The sequence below is a fragment of the Halobacillus andaensis genome (assembly GCF_014636475.1).
Classification (GTDB): Bacteria; Bacillota; Bacilli; order Bacillales; family Halobacillaceae; genus Halobacillus_A; species Halobacillus_A andaensis.
Genome location: NZ_BMEL01000005.1, coordinates 161744 through 179430, shown reverse-complemented (window position 1 = coordinate 179430; position 17687 = coordinate 161744). Strand labels below are relative to the sequence as shown.

The 17687-nt window shown below is 41.5% G+C and carries 17 protein-coding genes; 11 read left to right on the top strand and 6 right to left on the bottom strand.

The features are described 5' to 3' along the window. The first annotated feature begins 11 nt into the window (after nucleotides 1–11). The 6 genes from arsD (at nucleotide 12) to IEV27_RS18615 (ending at nucleotide 5937) form a co-directional block, all read left to right on the top strand. Nucleotides 12–365, top strand: coding sequence for an arsenite efflux transporter metallochaperone ArsD (arsD, locus tag IEV27_RS18640; protein WP_188379030.1), 354 nt, complete (start codon nucleotides 12–14; stop codon nucleotides 363–365). 11 nt (nucleotides 366–376) lie between these two features. Continuing rightward, on the top strand, nucleotides 377–2125 hold the full coding sequence (gene arsA / locus IEV27_RS18635) for an arsenical pump-driving ATPase (protein ID WP_188379029.1): 1749 nt from the start codon (nucleotides 377–379) through the stop codon (nucleotides 2123–2125). Nucleotides 2126–2140: 15 nt separating this feature from the next. Then, nucleotides 2141–3094, top strand: a complete 954-nt coding sequence (gene trxB, locus IEV27_RS18630; protein ID WP_188379028.1) for a thioredoxin-disulfide reductase — start codon at nucleotides 2141–2143, stop codon at nucleotides 3092–3094. 188 nt (nucleotides 3095–3282) lie between these two features. Beyond that, nucleotides 3283–3768, top strand: a complete 486-nt coding sequence (locus IEV27_RS18625) for an LPXTG cell wall anchor domain-containing protein (protein ID WP_229735424.1) — start codon at nucleotides 3283–3285, stop codon at nucleotides 3766–3768. Nucleotides 3769–3840: 72 nt separating this feature from the next. Beyond that, the gene (gene srtD, locus IEV27_RS18620; RefSeq protein ID WP_188379027.1) at nucleotides 3841–4440 is read left to right on the top strand and encodes a class D sortase, LPxTATN-specific; all 600 of its coding nucleotides are present in this window, start codon (nucleotides 3841–3843) and stop codon (nucleotides 4438–4440) included. A 375-nt stretch (nucleotides 4441–4815) separates the two neighbouring features. Then, on the top strand, nucleotides 4816–5937 hold the full coding sequence (locus tag IEV27_RS18615) for an NAD(P)/FAD-dependent oxidoreductase (protein ID WP_188379026.1): 1122 nt from the start codon (nucleotides 4816–4818) through the stop codon (nucleotides 5935–5937). 566 nt (nucleotides 5938–6503) lie between these two features. Here the strand turns inward: IEV27_RS18615 and IEV27_RS18610 are convergent. The 3 genes from IEV27_RS18610 to IEV27_RS18600 form a co-directional block, all read right to left on the bottom strand. Further along, nucleotides 6504–7355 (bottom strand): STAS domain-containing protein, encoded by an 852-nt coding sequence (locus IEV27_RS18610; RefSeq protein WP_188379025.1) that lies wholly within the window; start codon nucleotides 7353–7355, stop codon nucleotides 6504–6506. A 154-nt stretch (nucleotides 7356–7509) separates the two neighbouring features. Further along, nucleotides 7510–8172 carry a type 1 glutamine amidotransferase domain-containing protein gene (locus tag IEV27_RS18605; protein ID WP_188379024.1) on the bottom strand — a complete coding sequence of 221 codons (663 nt, stop codon included), beginning with the start codon at nucleotides 8170–8172 and terminating at the stop codon, nucleotides 7510–7512. A gap of 70 nt (nucleotides 8173–8242) precedes the next feature. Further along, nucleotides 8243–9700 carry a UDP-N-acetylmuramoyl-L-alanyl-D-glutamate--2,6-diaminopimelate ligase gene (locus IEV27_RS18600; protein ID WP_188379023.1) on the bottom strand — a complete coding sequence of 486 codons (1458 nt, stop codon included), beginning with the start codon at nucleotides 9698–9700 and terminating at the stop codon, nucleotides 8243–8245. A gap of 240 nt (nucleotides 9701–9940) precedes the next feature. On the opposite strand from IEV27_RS18600, the gene IEV27_RS18595 reads away from it, so the two are divergent. Beyond that, on the top strand, nucleotides 9941–11434 hold the full coding sequence (locus IEV27_RS18595; RefSeq protein ID WP_188379022.1) for a UDP-N-acetylmuramoyl-L-alanyl-D-glutamate--2,6-diaminopimelate ligase: 1494 nt from the start codon (nucleotides 9941–9943) through the stop codon (nucleotides 11432–11434). A 324-nt stretch (nucleotides 11435–11758) separates the two neighbouring features. On the opposite strand, the gene IEV27_RS18590 is transcribed toward IEV27_RS18595, so the two are convergent. Next, nucleotides 11759–12298, bottom strand: a complete 540-nt coding sequence (locus IEV27_RS18590; protein ID WP_188379021.1) for an HD domain-containing protein — start codon at nucleotides 12296–12298, stop codon at nucleotides 11759–11761. Nucleotides 12299–12407: 109 nt separating this feature from the next. On the opposite strand from IEV27_RS18590, the gene IEV27_RS18585 reads away from it, so the two are divergent. After that, complete coding sequence (locus tag IEV27_RS18585; protein ID WP_188379020.1) at nucleotides 12408–13358, top strand: bifunctional riboflavin kinase/FAD synthetase; 951 nt, start codon at nucleotides 12408–12410, stop codon at nucleotides 13356–13358. Nucleotides 13359–13393: 35 nt separating this feature from the next. After that, on the top strand, nucleotides 13394–13621 hold the full coding sequence (locus IEV27_RS18580) for a YuzB family protein (protein ID WP_188379019.1): 228 nt from the start codon (nucleotides 13394–13396) through the stop codon (nucleotides 13619–13621). A gap of 36 nt (nucleotides 13622–13657) precedes the next feature. Here the strand turns inward: IEV27_RS18580 and IEV27_RS18575 are convergent, their stop codons facing one another. Beyond that, a complete protein-coding gene (locus IEV27_RS18575; protein WP_188379018.1) occupies nucleotides 13658–15220 on the bottom strand; it encodes an MDR family MFS transporter in 1563 nt (520 codons plus the stop codon). Nucleotides 15221–15237: 17 nt separating this feature from the next. After that, on the bottom strand, nucleotides 15238–15657 hold the full coding sequence (locus IEV27_RS18570; RefSeq protein ID WP_188379017.1) for a MarR family winged helix-turn-helix transcriptional regulator: 420 nt from the start codon (nucleotides 15655–15657) through the stop codon (nucleotides 15238–15240). 188 nt (nucleotides 15658–15845) lie between these two features. Between IEV27_RS18570 and IEV27_RS18565 the strand changes: the two genes are divergently transcribed. Then, the gene (locus IEV27_RS18565; RefSeq protein WP_188379016.1) at nucleotides 15846–16691 is read left to right on the top strand and encodes an SAM hydrolase/SAM-dependent halogenase family protein; all 846 of its coding nucleotides are present in this window, start codon (nucleotides 15846–15848) and stop codon (nucleotides 16689–16691) included. A gap of 49 nt (nucleotides 16692–16740) precedes the next feature. Further along, nucleotides 16741–17550, top strand: a complete 810-nt coding sequence (locus IEV27_RS18560; RefSeq protein WP_188379015.1) for a DUF4362 domain-containing protein — start codon at nucleotides 16741–16743, stop codon at nucleotides 17548–17550. The last annotated feature ends 137 nt before the right edge of the window (nucleotides 17551–17687 follow it).

The window sequence follows — 17687 nt, the reverse complement described above, 5'->3', positions numbered from 1 at the left end:
GAGATTCTAGTATGAAGAAAATCGCAATCTTTGATCCGGCAATGTGTTGTTCTACAGGTGTTTGCGGACCAAGCGTAGACCCTGAGCTGACAAAAGTAGCCATTAATCTAGGTATCCTGGAAAAAGAAAATATTGAGGTAGCACGCTATAATCTTTCAACTGAACCTCAGGAATTTGTAGAAAATTCAGTGGTTCGCCAGCAGCTTGATGAACATGGGGAACAGGCTTTGCCATTAGTTTTAGTAGATGGAGAAGCAGTTAAAGTAGGGGACTACCCAACTGCAGAAGAATTTTCCGAATGGTCAGGCATTGAAAAAAAGAAATTCTCTGCAGAACCTAAATCTCAATTTACAATTCTTGAGTAAGGAGAATTCCTATGTATGAATGGTTTGATCCAACGAAGCTAATTTATCCTCGCTTTCTCTTTTTTACCGGGAAAGGTGGTGTGGGGAAAACCTCGACCGCTTGTGCTACAGCTATCTCCTTAGCCGATCAAGGGAAAAGAGTTCTTCTTATTAGTACGGATCCTGCTTCTAATTTACAGGATATTTTTCAAGAAGAATTAACGAATGAATGGAGCTTCCTGGACGAGGTTCCAAGTCTGGCCGTAGCGAACCTTGACCCAGAAGAAGCAGCCAAGCAGCACCGCGAGAATTCGATCGCACCTTATAAAGGCAAGCTTCCTGAATCTGTAATTTCTTCGATGGAGGAACAAATGTCTGGAGCCTGTACGACAGAGATTGCAGCTTTTGATTCCTTCACAACGTTTTTAAGTGATGAGCAGCTTCAGGAACAGTTTGATCATATCGTATTTGATACTGCTCCAACCGGTCATACGCTACGTTTGCTTCAGCTCCCGCAAGCATGGTCAGGATTTATGGAAGAGAACCCTAATGGAGCTTCCTGTCTCGGACCGATGTCTTCGTTAAAGGGTAAAAAGCAGGTGTACGACCAAGCGGTTGCCAGCCTAAACGACGACGAGAAAACCGTACTGTTTCTTGTAAGTCGTCCAGATGAATCGTCATTATATGAAGCGGATCGCTCCTCAAAAGAGTTGGCTGAGCTAGGTATCGATAACCAGTTTCTTATTATGAATGGTTTGATCTCACACCCTGCAGTCAAAGGTGATGAAGTATCCCAGGGCTTTCGTAATAATCAGCATCGTGCTTTACAACAGCTCTCGGATCACTTAAAGACTTTAAAAACGTATGAGCTGCCTTTTGCTCCACTATCTTTAAATGGAATCAGTTCCTTGCGTCAATGGATAGCAGGTGAGACAGAATTAGATGAGAATGATCAAGAGACTGAGGTTATTGATGCTCCTGATTTGCAAGAGGTTATTAATGATTTTGCAAAAATGGAGAAAGGTCTTATTTTTACTATGGGCAAAGGCGGGGTTGGCAAAACGACGACGGCTTCGTCTATTGCTTTAGGACTAATACAAAAAGGTTTTCGAGTACGACTTACCACAACAGATCCAGCTGATCATGTCAGCCGGTTGTTTGCCGATAATAAAAATGAGCAGATCAGCATAAGCTGCATTGACCCAAAAACAGAAACTGAACGATATAAGGATCAAGTTCTTCGTGAAACGGGTACTCGTTTAAATAAAGAAGAGTTGAACTTTCTTAAAGAAGACTTAGATTCTCCATGCACAGAGGAAATTGCTGTCTTTCGCGCATTTGCTGACGTTGTCGAGCATTCTTATGAAGACTTTATCGTAATTGATACCGCACCAACTGGGCATACTTTATTATTATTAGATGCGGCACAGTCGTATCATAAAGAAATAGAGCGGACGACGGGTGAAGTGCCGGAGTCTGTGAAGAAGCTGCTCCCGACGCTTCAAGATGATACGTATACAAAAATATGTATTGTAACCCTGCCTGAAGCTACGCCTGTATTCGAAGCCGAGCGGTTAGAGACTGATTTACGAAGGGCTGGACTACATCCGAGCTGGTGGATCATGAATCAATGCTTATCAGCGACACAAACAGAAGATGCTTTATTAAAAACGAAAGCTAAAGCAGAAGGTAAATGGATCAAACGAGTAAGAAAAGACAGAGAGCGAGCAGCTGTGCTTCCTTGGAGCACCCAAACACTATTCAAAGAAGTTCTGCAATAAAGGAGGAATTCGATTATGCCACATCAAGCGATTATTTTAGGGACAGGACCTGCTGGATTAACCGCGGCGGTCTACTTAGCACGAGCAAACATGGAACCCCTTGTCATTGAAGGGCCGGAACCAGGCGGCCAGCTTACGCTGACGACAGAGGTGGAGAACTTCCCAGGGTTCCCTGATGGAATTATGGGACCAGAATTAATGGATAACATGAAAAAGCAAGCCGAGCGTTTCGGGGCAACATTCAAAAGAGGATGGGTCACGGACGTGAATATGGACCAGCGCCCTTTCAAGTTGTCTGTTGACGGTCTTGGTGAGCTTGAAACACAATCTCTAATTATTTCTACTGGAGCTTCCGCAAAACTGTTAGATATTCCAGGAGAGAAAGATAATATCGGAAAAGGCGTAAGTACATGTGCAACCTGTGACGGTTTCTTTTTCCGAGGGAAGAAAGTGTTGATCATTGGTGGAGGAGATTCTGCCATGGAGGAAGCGAATTTCCTTACGAAGTTTGCCGATGAAGTTCAAGTGGTCCACCGCCGTCATGAACTGCGTGCTTCTAAAATTATGCAGGACCGCGCGAAAGCTAACGATAAGATTACATGGGCACTTAATAAGACTCCTGTTGAGATGATATCTGATGGCATGAAAATAACCGGATTAAAGGTTAAAGATTCAGATACAGAAAAAGAAGAGCTGATCGAAGCAGATGGAATTTTTGTAGCGATTGGTCATAATCCGAATACAGAATTCCTTAATGGAAAACTGGACATGGACGAGAAAGGCTATTTACTCGTAGAGCCTGGCACAACAAATACGAATGTTCCTGGAGTTTTTGCCTGCGGGGATGTTCAGGATCAAAAGTATCGCCAAGCCATTACAGCAGCAGGCACAGGATGTATGGCTGCGATGGACGCTGAGCGCTTCTTAGAGGGTGAAGCGACCGTGGATTGGAGTCAAAGCCTATCTTAATATAAATCCGCAGATGCTATCGCATTTGCGGATTTTTTTGTGGCGTAGGGAGCGTTTTTTAATAGAAGGCAGGATAAATTTGAATAATTAACAGAAAATTTCGCCTTTTATGTATACTTAACTTGTTAAATGTTGTAAAATGGCGGTACATAGGGATGGGAAAAAATACTTAAAAAAGGAGTTTTTTCTTGAAGAAGCTGTTGATGTTCTTTTGCAGTGTCGGTTTCTTAGCAGGTATTTTTCTAGGCTCTGGTGTAGCGTTGGCGGAACATGGGGATGAAGATAAGAACTGTGATGACTTTGAGAATAAACAAGAAGTAATGGAGTTTTGGGATTCCCACGGTTATGATGAGAACAACGATCCTTCAGATTTAGATCGAGACAATGATAACCTTCCTTGTGAAACAACTCAAGGAGACTGGGACAACTATAGTGACAGTCAAGAGTCTTCCGAAGAGGAAGATGAAGGCTCAGACGAAACTGAAGATGCATCAGAAGAATCTGATGAAGACTCAGATGAATCGGCAGCTGGAGACGGAGATGAGGGTGCTTCTAGTGAAGAAGGCGGTGAATTGCCAGATACAGCTACAAATCAACCTTTCATGATGCTAATGGGGGCTCTTATTGTAGGTGCTGGCGGATTATTAGTTTTTCGTAAGAAATCACTGAACTAATTCATCATGCCCCATCCCTTGAGAAGGCAGGCGGAGTAATGCCTGTCTTCCTATCTATGGAGGTTTTGAAATATGAGACGAAAGATCGGAATTCTAATAATGGTGATTGGATTTTCAATTGTCGCTTACTTTGGATATGGCTGGTGGGAGCAGCGTCAAGTGATCCAATCCATGAGTGCCAGTGAACTGAACGATTATTTAGAATATGACGATACCGTTTTAGATACAGAAACTGTAACGGAAGAAAATGGCGATCACATTTTTAAAAAAGGTGAAGAAATGGCGGAATTGAAAATTCCTTCCGTCGAGCAAAAGTATCCCGTCTTCTGGGGAACAGACGATGAAACCTTAACACAAGGCGTGGGAATGCATGAGAGTGAATGGACGGAAACTCCTGATGTAAATGGCCATACCCTTCTATCAGGGCACCGTGATACGGTTTTCTCTGAAATGGGCGATTTGAAAATAGGTGATCTCGTGTATGTGGATTATGAAGGAAAAGAGTATGCGTATCAAATTCGAGAGCTGTTTATCGTTAAGGAAGACGATACAAGTGTCGTCGTAGAAAAAGATACACCTACTTTAACCATCTCCACCTGTTATCCTTTTCAATTTGTAGGAGATGCTCCGTATCGTTATATTGTAGAAGCAGATTTAGTGAAGATAGAATGAGTAACACTGAGAGGTGAAGAGCCCCGGTGTTACTTTTTTATGTCTAGGAAATTATAAAATTCCAAGCTGTGGATATATATGTTTAAAAGAAAGACATCCAGCTCCAGCGCCCCGACACTCGCGTCATAAGCAATCCGCCCTGTGGAAGGGAAGACCACCTTCCTCCGGTCGTTTTGCTTATGCGTTTCGTGTCTACGAGGGCGCTTACGCCTTTGTTCTGTGGAATGATCCTTTTAATGAAAAGCCCAAAAATAGAAAAAATGAATCATAAAATCCTCTTAGCGACCATATAATGCTCCCTCGATTAGAAAAACCCTCATATTTCTTGTAAAATGAGAGCTAGACTTAAATTTATGAGAGAAAAGGTGTTCTAGATTGAAATCATATATCGTAATAGGCTCAGGAATTCTTGGGGCATCAACCGCATACTATTTGACTAAGTCAGGAGCTCAAGTTACTGTTGTTGACCGCAAAGATACAGGCCAGGCAACGGATGCAGCAGCAGGGATCATTTGTCCGTGGTTATCTCAGAGAAAAAATAAAGCATGGTACGAACTAGCCAAGGGTGGAGCGCGCTATTATCCAGATTTAATTAACGAGCTGGAATCGGACGGAGAAAAAGAAACAGGGTACAAGCGTGTAGGAGCGCTGCGCCTTCATACAGAAGCAGAAAAATTAGATGAAATGATGGAGCGAGCGCTAGAACGTAGAGAAGCCGCACCTGAAATGGGAGAAATTAAGCGGCTTTCTCCAGAAGAAACGCAAGCCATGTTCCCTCCGTTAGATGAAAGTTACGGATCGATCTTTATTAGTGGAGCGGCCAAAGTAGATGGCCGTGCACTTCGCGATGCTCTAATTCGTGCCTCCACACGCAGAGGCGTTCAATTTATTCAAACAGATGCTGATTTGAAAGTGGAAGGCTCCCGCATCGTCGGGGTAGATACCGCGAAGGGTCCGATCTATGGTGATGAAGTTATCGTTACTGCGGGAGCATGGGCTAAAGAACTTGTTCTTCCTCTTGGAGAAGAATTTCTTGTTCACCCACAAAAGGCTCAAATTGTACATTTAGAATTGCCGGAAACGGAAACAACGGATTGGCCGGTCGTTATGCCACCCACTAACAAATACTTGCTGACGTTTGATCATGGGCGAGTTGTCGTAGGTGCGACACATGAAACGAAGGAAAAGTTTGATTCTCGTGTTACAGCTGGAGGCTTACATGAGATTTTTCATAAAGTGCTTGGGGTAGCTCCGGGTCTGGCGAAAGGAACTTTCGTAGAAACGAGAGTGGGCTTCCGTCCTTTTACACCTAATTCACTGCCTGTGTATGGACCGTTGCGAAATTATGAAGGACTTTATTTAGCAAATGGTCTAGGAGCTTCGGGATTAACCTCAGGCCCTTATATTGGAGCGGAGCTTGCACGCATGGTATTAGGAGAAACGACAGAGTTAGAACCAGAGCACTATCGCATTGATTTAGCATTAGCCAAAAAATGAAGCATAGCTTAACGCTATGCCTCGCAGTTTGTAGAGAAAGCTTGAAGAGTGTAAAATTCCTTGCGTTAGAGAGAGTAAAGTGTTTTAGGAAACAACTCCCTTTCCGCGGGCGAATGGTGTGCCTCCTCGGGCTTTATCAGCCCTCCGGGGTCACACCTTATTCACATTTCCCGCAGGAGTCTCGCCGTTTCCTAAAACCCTTTTTCGAAATAGATCAGTTTCAAAAGAACTGGACGGCCTTTGCTATTGTCGTTTTTGTGAAAAAGAGCAAGCGAAGGAACAGGGGCTGATGATGGCTGCCTGCTAAAACATGAAAAAGATTTTTCTCCCTCTAGCAATGGTGAGCGAGGTGAAGGAGACTCTTTTTATGTCTTAAAGAAATTCCAAGGAGCGAGGCCCCTTCCACTCCTGCGGAAGAACGAGTGAGCCGAGATCGCCGAGCGTGGATTTCGCGAGGAAGCTCGGGCGCTCGTCCGCGGAAAGGGAAGGGGCCATCGCTCCTGGCGGCAGAAAAAAGCTTGCGGAAAACGGGGTTTCTCCACAAGCTGTGAAGCATAGCTTCAACGCTATGCTTCATTTTTTATGAGTGAAAAACCGATTTGCTTTAATGCCTGCTCGAGACTGGCAGCCACCTTTATTTTGTTAAAGTAAGTCCCTTGGTTCACTTGAGCCATTGCCATGTCAGGGCGTACACCTATAACCACAGGAGTGATTCCCATTAATTCGAGAGCGTCAATAATATGAATTAAATGATTGGTGAATAAATTATTAAAGGTAATAAGGCCAGATAAATCCATAATGAAGTAATCCAAATCCTCTTGGTGCGCATGGTGAAGTATATTCTCTAAAAGACGGGAGGAACGCTCCTCGTTCATTATCCCTACAAGAGGTAAAACAACAACACCCTCCGTTACAGGGACAATCGGTGTGGAAAGAAGATCGATCTGCTGTTTAGTTTCATCAAGGTTAATAATAAAATTAAAAACTTTGCCGACTGACTGCAAAAAAGAAAGTTCTCTTTCTGTAAACTTTTTCTCGTTAAGGTCCATTACACACAAAGTCCCAAACTCTTCATTATCCTTACCATACAGTTTAACTCCCATAAAAGCTTTAGCTCCGATCTCTTTAGCTAGTTGCATATGTGTGGTAGCTTCTTCGGTTGTTAAGTTGAAGGTTTTAAAGTGAGAATCGGTTGAGTCCATCACAAATTGACAGTATGAATCTGCATAATTAACTTGTAAATCTGAGTCAACGATATGCTCATTTTCATTATAGGAATCGAGGACTTGCATATAGTTCTCTTCTTTTTTTGCAATGTAAACAGTATTCACTCCGATAAATTCGCTGACTTGCAATAATAGTTCGTCTGCCGCTTCTTCAACAGAATAGTATTCTGGGTCGTTCGGTAACTGAATCATGATACCTTTTTCTCCTAACTACAAAGATAAAGATAATGTTCTCCTCTTTGTTAAAAACTTTTATAAAATAATATTAACAGAAGTGACTTGTCTTTCAAATGAAGACGAATGATACAAAAATAAATCCGGTGCGAAAATCGCACCGGATGACGGTTTATTGATTGAGTTTTTTAACGAATTCTTTAGAAACAGCCAGTGTAGATTGCGGATTTTGTCCAGTGATTAAGTGCCCATCTACTTCTACGTGTTCAGACCAATTTGGACCTGAATGGAAGGTCGCCCCTAGCTCACTAAGTTTGCTTTCTAATAAGAAAGGCATATGCTTATCTAGAGTAGTGTCTGCTTCTTCAGCATCTGTAAAAGCGTTTACTCGTTTACCTTTTACCAGAGGCTCTCCATTTGAAAGAGTAGCTCCCACTAGACCAGCTGGTCCGTGACAGACCGCTGCAACCACTTTATCGGATTCATAAAATTCACGAAGCAGCTGCTGCAATTTTTCATTATCGGGAAAATCAAACATCGTCCCGTGACCACCTGGAAGGAAAATAGCGTCAAATGAATCTGCTGAAACTGAGTCAATTGGAACTGTGTTTTCTAAATATACTTTCGTACCTAGAATTTCTGCTGGTTCATCTTCACTTACGCTGTTAGGATCTACAGGAGCTTGTCCGCCTTGTGGACTAGCTACTGTAATTTCATAGCCATGTTGTTTAAATTCATTATACGCTTCACCAAATTCGGATAACCAAATTCCAGTTGGTGTATCTTCATTTATTTTTTCATGATTTGTTACGACCATTAATACGTTCTTAGACATAAAAACAGACCTCCTGAATAGGTTTGATTTCTCTCTATTTATTTCCCTCGAGTTCAAAGGATCAAACGTATTATTTTTCAGGTGTTTTCTCTTTAAAAAACAGGACGGTCTCTTTATCGGAATGCGAAGGGTAGTGATAGGTGTGCTGATAGGCTTGGTGTCCCTTGCCTGAAACCACGATCCAATCCCCCTCTTTACTCATGGACAACGCTTTTTCAATCGCAAGTGTTCGGTCTGGGATGATTTCACCTTTCTCGTTGCCAAACTCCTTATGCAATTCCTTTAGTGTTTGGACCATCTCATCTCTAGGAACACTATTTAAATTATCTAAGGTAAGGATATAGTGGTCACTGATTTCAGCGCTGATTTTCACCATTTCTTTTCTTTTTTCTGTATCTTTATCTCCTTTAAATCCAAAAACATGATAGAGTTTACCGTTTTTAGATTCAAACGAGGTTTGTAAGCAGTTCAACACGGCATCCGGGGTATGAGCATGATCAATGACCACTACTGCCCCATTTGGAAATGTAACCATGTTAAATCTGCCTTCAACTCCCGGAAAGCATTCAATAGCTTCTTTAATTTCAACTGGAGAATCACGCAGGACTTTAGCGCAAGCATAGGCGATAGTTACGTTAAATAAATTGTGATATCCAGGAATAGGGGACGTAACTTCATACGAACGAATGCCATCTTTTAACCGCACCGAGTATGGATAGGACAGTTTTAAATCTTTCATTTGAACATTAGCATCCGCAGTCTCACCGAACGTAAGGGTAGAGACTCCTTGAGCTTGCAAGCGGTGGAGAAGTTTTTCGCCATAATAGTCGTCCGCGTTTATAACCGCGGTTCCCCCTTTCTTTAACTTAGAAAAGAGCAGTGCTTTGGCTTCAAAGTACTGTTCAAGTGAGCCATGGTAGTTTAAGTGTTCATGAGAGAGGTTCGTAAACAAGCAAATATCAAATTCTATGCCTTCTAATCGGTATTCAGCTAATCCTTGAGAGGATGCTTCCATAATAATAATGTCATCGTTACTTTTAGATAGTAATTGATTTATTTTTAATGCATTTGGTGTAGTGTTCTGAGTCGCCGTTTGTTCCCCGTTTACAATGTTTTGAATGGTACCGATGAGGGAACAAGAATAACCAATATCTTCGAGAATATGCTTCACCATGTAGCTGGTTGTCGTTTTTCCATTTGTTCCTGTAATTCCAATCATAATCTTGTTTTGGGAAGGATACTGGTAGTAAGCAGCGGAAACGATTCCCAGCGCCTTTTTACTATTTTCTACTTTAATATAAGGAATAGATGTAACTATTCCATCTTTTTCTCCTATAATCGCTGCGGCACCTTTGGAGAGTGCATCATCTATATAGTCGTGCCCATCCGTTTGATAACCTTTAATAGCTACAAAAATGAAGCCGGGTTTAATATCTGACGAAGAATCGGTTACTCCATTGATGGATATATTAGTTAAAGAATGTTGGCATTCGAACAATAAGTGATCTAATAGTTGTTGTAGTTCCATGAGTTTATGTTCACGCCTTTTTTTGAGGGTTAAGTAAGTTCAGAATAATTTTATCAAACTTTTATAGGCTACACGCTAATTTTGAGTGAAAATGATTCAATTGATTCATGGCAGCCTCCGGTAAAAAGTGGATTACTTAAAAGTATTTCTACTGTCTATAATAAATAGCAAAACGTAAAAAAACAAAAATAATGAGTAAAGAGACGATGTACAAATTAAGAATGTGAGTGGGGAAGAGATATGAAAACTATACCATTTCATCAATTAAACGAGGTTGAAGTAGAGAACGTGTTTGGACCAGAGAGACAGTTCGTTACCAGCCTTGTATTTCATTCGAAATACGTTAGTAAAGGGTCTGTTTTCTTTAGCATCAGAGGAGAAAACGAGGATGGCCATCGATTTATAGAAGAAGCTATTCAAAACGGAGCCGTAGCCGTAGTAGGTGATAATCAAGCGCATTTACAGAAGCTGAGTCTTTGTTACCCGTTCTGTTCATTTATTGTAGTTAAAGATGTAAGAAAGGCTATGGCTTTCCTTGCTAAATTTTATTATAACGATGTAAATGAAAAGCTAAAAACGATAGGAGTAACGGGGACAAATGGAAAGACTACAGTGTCTGCTTACGTTCGTTCTTTATTAAATTTGCTAGGCATGCCTACCGGATTAATAGGAACAACCGGAATATGGAATTCACGTGAAAAGATGCGCTACAAAAAAAGCACGCCGACTACCCCCGAGGCAGTAGATCTCCATCATATCTTCGATGAATTTGATAAAGCGGGTGACACAGCTGCTTCTATGGAGGTTTCCTCGATTGCCCTGGATCAGAAGCGTGTAGAAGGCATTCTGTTCGATGTAGCCATTCATACGAACTTTTCTGAAGAGCATTTAGAATACCACCATACATTAGAGCATTACAAAGCTTGTAAGCTTAAATTGTTTGAACAAGCGAAATGCGCCGTTATTAATATAGATGATGAAGGGATGGGAGAAGATATTCTCGCCCGTTTTGAGGGACCTAGACTTACGTACAGTTTACATGAAGATACTCGAGCCGACTTAACAGTCAGACAGTTATCGGTCGCAGAAGACGGATCTCGGTTTTATCTAACATACTTAGGTAAAGAATACTCTGTGTATGCCCCTGTTTATGGTACGTATAACATAGCAAATGTCCTATCAGCTATTGGCACTGCTTTGTTGCTAGGTTATCAAATGAATCAAATTTTGAATGCGTTAACTCATCTTCAAAGCCCTGAAGGTCGATTCCAAGTGATACAAGCTCCAAATCATTCAAAAGTCATTTTAGATTATGCTCACACGCCTGTGGCGCTGACTCGACTTGTAGAAGAAGTGAAAAAGCTGCAATACAATCGTTTAATTGTCATGATTGCAGGGATTGGGATTCGTGATTTTAAAAAAATGCCAAAGATGGCTTCTATAATTGAAGGAAAAGCGGATGAAATTATTGTAACCGTCGATCACCCTGGTTATCACGATCCGCAGCTCATTGTAGATCAGGTAATGAGCGGTTTTTCGAATCCTGATTCACCGAACATCCACACTGCTTTAACGAGGGAAGAAGGCGTGAGGAAAGCATTAATGCTTGGACAACCTGACGATATTATTTTACTAACGAGCGGTTGTATCAATAATTCACAAATTGTAAAAGGTAAAGAAGTACCGCATTCGGATGAGGAGATTATTCAAGAACATTACTTGCAATCCTCTTAAAATAACCAGAAGTTGTTTGCAGCTTCTGGTTATTTCCAGCTTCCACAAGCTTTTTTATGCCGCCAGGAGCTAAAGCCCTTCCCTTTCCAAGGACGAGCGCCCGAGCTTCCTCGCGAAACCCACGCTCGGGGATCTCGGCTCACTCGTTCTTCCGCAGGAGTGGAAGGGCTTCGCTCCTTGGAATTTCTTTAAGACAGAGAAAGACTCTCCTTCACCCCGCACCCCCTTGCTAGATGAGGGAGAATCTTTTTCATGTCCTGGAAGGCAGACGTTATCAGCGCCTGTTCCTTCACTTGCTCTTTTCCACGCCAACGACAATAGCGTTTACGTAAAGAAACGCTGAACGGTTTTAGAATAGGAGTGGAAGAACTCAGGCGCCTCTTTTTCGGGAATACCTACCCACATGTTATTGGCTACAGATTGGTAATACCACTTCTGTTGGTCGTAACTGGAATTAAAGTAAGACCAAATCGCTTCGCCCATTTTATGCTGTCCTTCTTCTATAGACTGAAGATTGTCCCATTTGTCTGCCACAATTAAGGATTTCACTTCCAAATTTCCAGTTCGTACGACTTCGATGGTGTGGGCTTTGCGTTCATGCCAAGACTTTGTTTTATCTTCGGTGTGTGCGGCCACGAGTTCTGTGACAGCAGGTCCGAATTCTTTTTCGATATCCTCTAATTCATAAGGAGTGTCTTCTACGACATCATGAAGAAAGCCTGCACAAATCAGTTCTTTTGAACACTCAGCTTGTTGTAAGGTGTAGGCTACACGTATGGGATGAACGATGTAATCTTCATTTGAGCTTTTCCGTTTTTGTCCTTTATGAGCTTCTGTTGCAAAGGCTTTCGCTTTCTCTATCATAAGATCTCCCTTTCATTATGCAGATTAATGCAGATTAGTTGTGTACCGTCTTCGTTGGTTATACTATGGCAATAGAGTAGTGCGAACGTAAATAGGGGAGGATAGAATTATGGAAACAATTGAGGTGACGGCTTTACCACCGAAAAATGAAAAAAACACGATTTTATTAATCGGTAAATTCGATGGTCTTCATCTAGGGCATCAACAGCTTTTAAAGGAAGCCAGTGCTTGGCGTCAGCGCAATGAAGAAATAGCAGTCTTTGGCTTTTCTGAACATCCGTTATGGGTGTTAAAAGGGGACCTTGATTATAAGAGAGCTCTATCCTCCCACCAGGATAAACTTCACTTACTAGAACAAGCAGGTGTAAATCGTTACTATCATATTAATTTTACTAAAGAATATGCCCAAATTACACCAGAACAGTTTGTGCACGAACACATCGCTCAGTTAAACGTCAGCCGCGTTGTTGTGGGTGATGGGTTTCGATTCGGTAAAGGCGGTAACGCGGATGCCAATGGATTAGCTCAGCTTTGCGAAGAGCTTTCAATTTCCGTTTCTATCGTACCTCATATTAACGTTCAACATAAGAAAGTGAGCAGTACGGAGGTACGACGAAATGTGGCAGAAGGAAGGATGGAGGTTGTCCAGTCTTTACTGAATCGCCCTTTTGAAATGACAGGAGTAGTGGAAAAAGGGGAAGCGCTCGGACGGCAGCTAGGGTTTCCAACTCTTAATGTAGGGGAAATCGAAGAGTATGTAAGACCTAAACCTGGGGTGTATTTAGGAATCGTTAAAGTACATGCCGCCCCAGCTGCTGAGTATTATTATACGTTAATCAGCGCTGGGTATCGTCCAACAGTAAATGGAGAGTCTTACAAAGTAGAAGCTTATTTGCTGGACTTCTCCGGTGACTTATATGATAGAACCATAACGGTAAAATTCCTTCGTTATATGCGTGGGGAAGAAAATTTTAATGGATTAGACGAGCTTGTCGAACAGATGCAAAAGGACGAAGAAGAAGCACGTGAGATTTTAGGACTTTCCAACAACGAGGAATAAAGGAGTAATGACACCATGGGGTAGTTGTTGTTGAAGTGTGTGATGGAAATTTGATAAATGAACTAGATATTGAGGCCATTTTAGAAGAGGAGTATCCAGATGTTGCCGTACTGATGAACGAATGCCTCTCCTTTTGCGGGTTATGTGCTATCAAACCATACGCTATGGTGAACGGCACGCGAGTGTTTGCTGATACTCCAGAAGAAGCTCTTGATAAAATACGTGTAAAAATTGAAGAAGAATTAGCTTTTTACGCTGAGTAATAGATCAAAGGCCGCCTAAGAGCGGCCTTTTCTTTTTTAAGAGCTCAATTTTTCTTCTTTATTTGATGCAGACGATTGATTCGTTAATCGTAATGGAATTTCTTTTAAGAATAAAATTAATATCCAGGCTCCTATTAAGATGAAGGTACCGAATAAGAAAGACCCGTTTAAGGCATGACTCAATACCTCTCGCATAGAGGTTATCACTTCATCAAACTGACTAGAGGAAAGAGAAGAGGTCGTTTCTTTTAACGCACTGATCTGGTTTGGATCCATTAAGACTTGTGGGTCTTGTAGTTCAGCTGTGTTGGCCGAGTTCACATTAGCCATTTCTCTTCCCATAATCATATTCATAATGGACCCCATAATAGAGACGCCCATTGTACCACCGGCTTGACGAAAGAATTGTGAAGCTGAAGTGGAGACCCCAAGGTATTGGTGATCGACCGCGTTTTGTACGGTTAACGTTAAAACAGGAAAGGTGAGGCCGAGTCCTAACCCCACGAGAATTAAGTTACGTACCACTCCAACAACCGTTGTTTCTATCGTCATAAAGGACATCGAAAACATGCCTGCCGCCATAATGAGCAGCCCGAGGATAGCGAATACTTTATAACGCCCGGTTTTAGTAATTAATTGGCCGCCAATCGTGCTAGTGAGAACCATACTGAGCATCATAGACATCATGATAAATCCGGTGCTTGTGGCTGAAATACCAAGGACGCCTTGAATAAAGAAGGGCATATACATAATGGCCCCAAACATTCCCATGCCCATTAGCAAGCCGGTCATATTGGATATGGAAAAGATGCTATTTTTAAATAGGTGGAGTGGGATGACAGGATTCTCAGCTTTTCGTTCGATCATAATAAATAAAATTAAGGTTAACGTAGACCATGAGAATAATCCTATAATGACGATGGAATCCCAAGCATAATTTTGCCCCGCCCAAGAAAAAGCCAATAGTAAAGGAACAATCGTTATAGTTAACATAGTAGCCCCAAGGAAATCCACCGTTTTCTTTTCGTTTTGTGAAACCTTAGGAAACATCTTCCAAATCATCGCGTAAGCGACAATTCCAAACGGAAGAAAGACCCAAAACACCCAGTTCCACTGCCACGTATCCACAATATAGCCACCAAGCGTTGGTCCGAAGACACTTGCTAACCCAAATACTGACCCCATCATTCCCTGCCAGCGGCCACGTTCACGAGGGGGAAAAAGGTCTCCAATGGCTGTAAATGAGGTGGAGATGATCATCCCGCCTCCCAGTCCTTGGATGGCTCGGAAAATAATAAGCTGAAAGATATTGGCCGATAGGCCGCAAAGAAGGGATGCGATAATAAATACACCGATCCCTGTAAGTATGAAAGGTTTCCTTCCATATGTATCAGATAGCTTTCCGACAAGGATAGCTGTAATACTAGAGGCCAACATATAGATGGTGAAAACCCAATTAAAATAGCTCATTCCACCGATATCGGCCACAATAATGGGCAAAGCTGTTCCTATAATTGTCTGGTTAAGGGCAGCAAATAACATGGCAGCCATAATCGCAATCATTATGGTTACTTTTTGTTTATGTTCTAGGTGTTCCATATGATTTCACCCTTCGTTTATAAAATATGAAAAATGCGAATCAATTCTTGGAGGTCTTTTTTAGATAGCTTTTTAAATCGCTCTTGCATATAGACTGTTCTTTTTTCATGAAGTTCTTCAAAGATGTGTTCTCCGCGTGTGGTAAGTTGAAAAACAACAACTCTTCGATCTTGTTTGGATCGAGTTCGTGTGATCAGTTCTTTTTCTTCAAGACGATCCATTATAGAAGTGGCATGACTGTTCGATACATTAAGAGTCGAAGCCAAACATGACACATTTTGTTCACTATTTTCGTGTATGGCGCGAAGAAAGGCGAATTCGCTGCTCGTAAAACCTTCCCCTAATTGCTCATTTAATTGACGTCTGAACTCTTTAATAAAATGTCTCATAGTCCCTTCAAGTTCCGTAATCAGGGCGATTTTTTCTTGGTCATTCATCTTTCTTTCTCTCCTTGAAAATCTCATTAAGTTAATATTAAACCTGGTTAAATAATAAAGCAAATGTAGGTAAAGCTATTAATTTATACAATCAGGTCGAACGAATCTCATTGTTTTTTTGCCGAAGATTCTGTATCATAGCTATAATTAAAGAAATGGTCGGTTTGATAGATTGGGAGGGGAACAGCATGAAGAACGCATTAGTTTTGCAGTCAGACTTTGGTATTAGTGATGGAGCGGTTAGTGCAATGCACGGGGTAGCGAATTCAGTCGATCATGAGTTGAAGATCTTTGATTTGACGCATGACATCCCTCCTTATGATATTTGGGATGCTTCTTATCGGTTGTGGCAAACCGTAACCTATTGGACGAAAGGCACTGTATTTGTTTCCGTTGTCGATCCGGGTGTGGGATCAACTCGAAGAAGCGTAGCCGTTGAAACGGGGTCTGGACAATATGTGATTACTCCTGATAATGGAAGTTTGACGCACATTTCACGTACAGAAGGTATTGTAGCTGTAAGGGAAATTGATGAATCGGTTAATCGTTTGCCGAAATCCGGGGAATCTTACACGTTTCACGGGCGGGATATTTATGCCTATACAGGGGCAAGGTTGGCTTCAGGTGTGATCTCGTTTGAAGGTGTAGGGCCAGAGCTTCCGATTAGTAGTATTGTTCAACTGCCAGTAAAAGAAGCGATTGCTGAGGAAAACAAGGTAGAAGGGATCATCGACATCCTTGATATCAGGTTCGGGAATCTGTGGACAAACATCAGTCGAGGGCTTTTTAAGACTTTAGCCATTCCCTATGGGGGAACGATCGAAGTAGAAATTAAACATGATGGACGCAGCATCTACAAAAACATGATGACATTTGGCCGTTCATTTGCTGATACCCATAAAGGGGAGCCACTCGTCTATATTAACTCGCTAGACAATATGGCCGTAGCCATTAATCAAGGTTCATTCGCTAAAGCGTATGGAATAAGAACGGGTTCGAATTGGGTTGTCATTTTTAGGAAAATAGAAGAATAGGAATGAAATCTCAAGTTAATTTCATAAATAGGTAGAGGTGAAAAACCCAATGAAACTCCAGTGGTTGGTGTGGGTGGGGTTGTTTTTTGTTGCTGGCTGTTCAAATCAAATCGCTGGGATCTACGATCAATCGGAAGACTTGGGAAAACGCGATAAAGATGTCGTTGAAACCCATGGAAAAGTCACGAATACACAGTATTTAGATGACTTTATTAAAAATGTTCAAGAACATGAAGACGATGAAGTTCGTGTGGTTCATTATACCACCGAAGGAGATCTCGTCTTTACTTACTTATCCTATGATGGAGAAGAAATCGACTATGAGCTCGATACTTCAAATGACCGTTATAGTGCAGGAGAAAGAGTAGAGAAGACGTGTAAAGGAATAGAACGTAAAGATCGTTCAGAAGAAACCGTTTATCAACTCACCTGTGGCAAAGGTGAAAAACCAATTGACGTGCTGACTATTTCGCATGATTCTAATACTCAAGACCAGTTTGAATTGAAATTCTCTTATGATAAAGGGAATCAAGTGACCGTAGACACAGTGGATCATTCTTTATCCGTACAGTCTGAATCAAATAGCATGAAGAAAAAAGATTTCTATTTTACTAACGAAGAACGAAATAAAATCTACAAGTTACTCGTGATGGAAAATTACATGCAAGGAAAAGACTTAGCAGGCACCTGCCGAGCAAAGCCTGAGTATTCACTGAAGATAATCGTAAATGGAAGTGAAAAGAAATTTGAATGGTCAAGCTGTGATTCAGGTGACGATGTTGAGAAAATGACTGAAATGGTAGAAGAAATGATCGATATCGTAGAAGAAACGGATTCATATCGAAAAGTATTTAGTTAAAGGTGGAGGGGCGAGGCAAAAAGCCCATAAATGTATGGTTTTCACCCATAAAACATGATGGAATTTCGACGACTGTCGAAATTTTTCTTTTTTAAAATGTTTGTTTTACAATTCTGACTCATCATACTTCCCTCAAG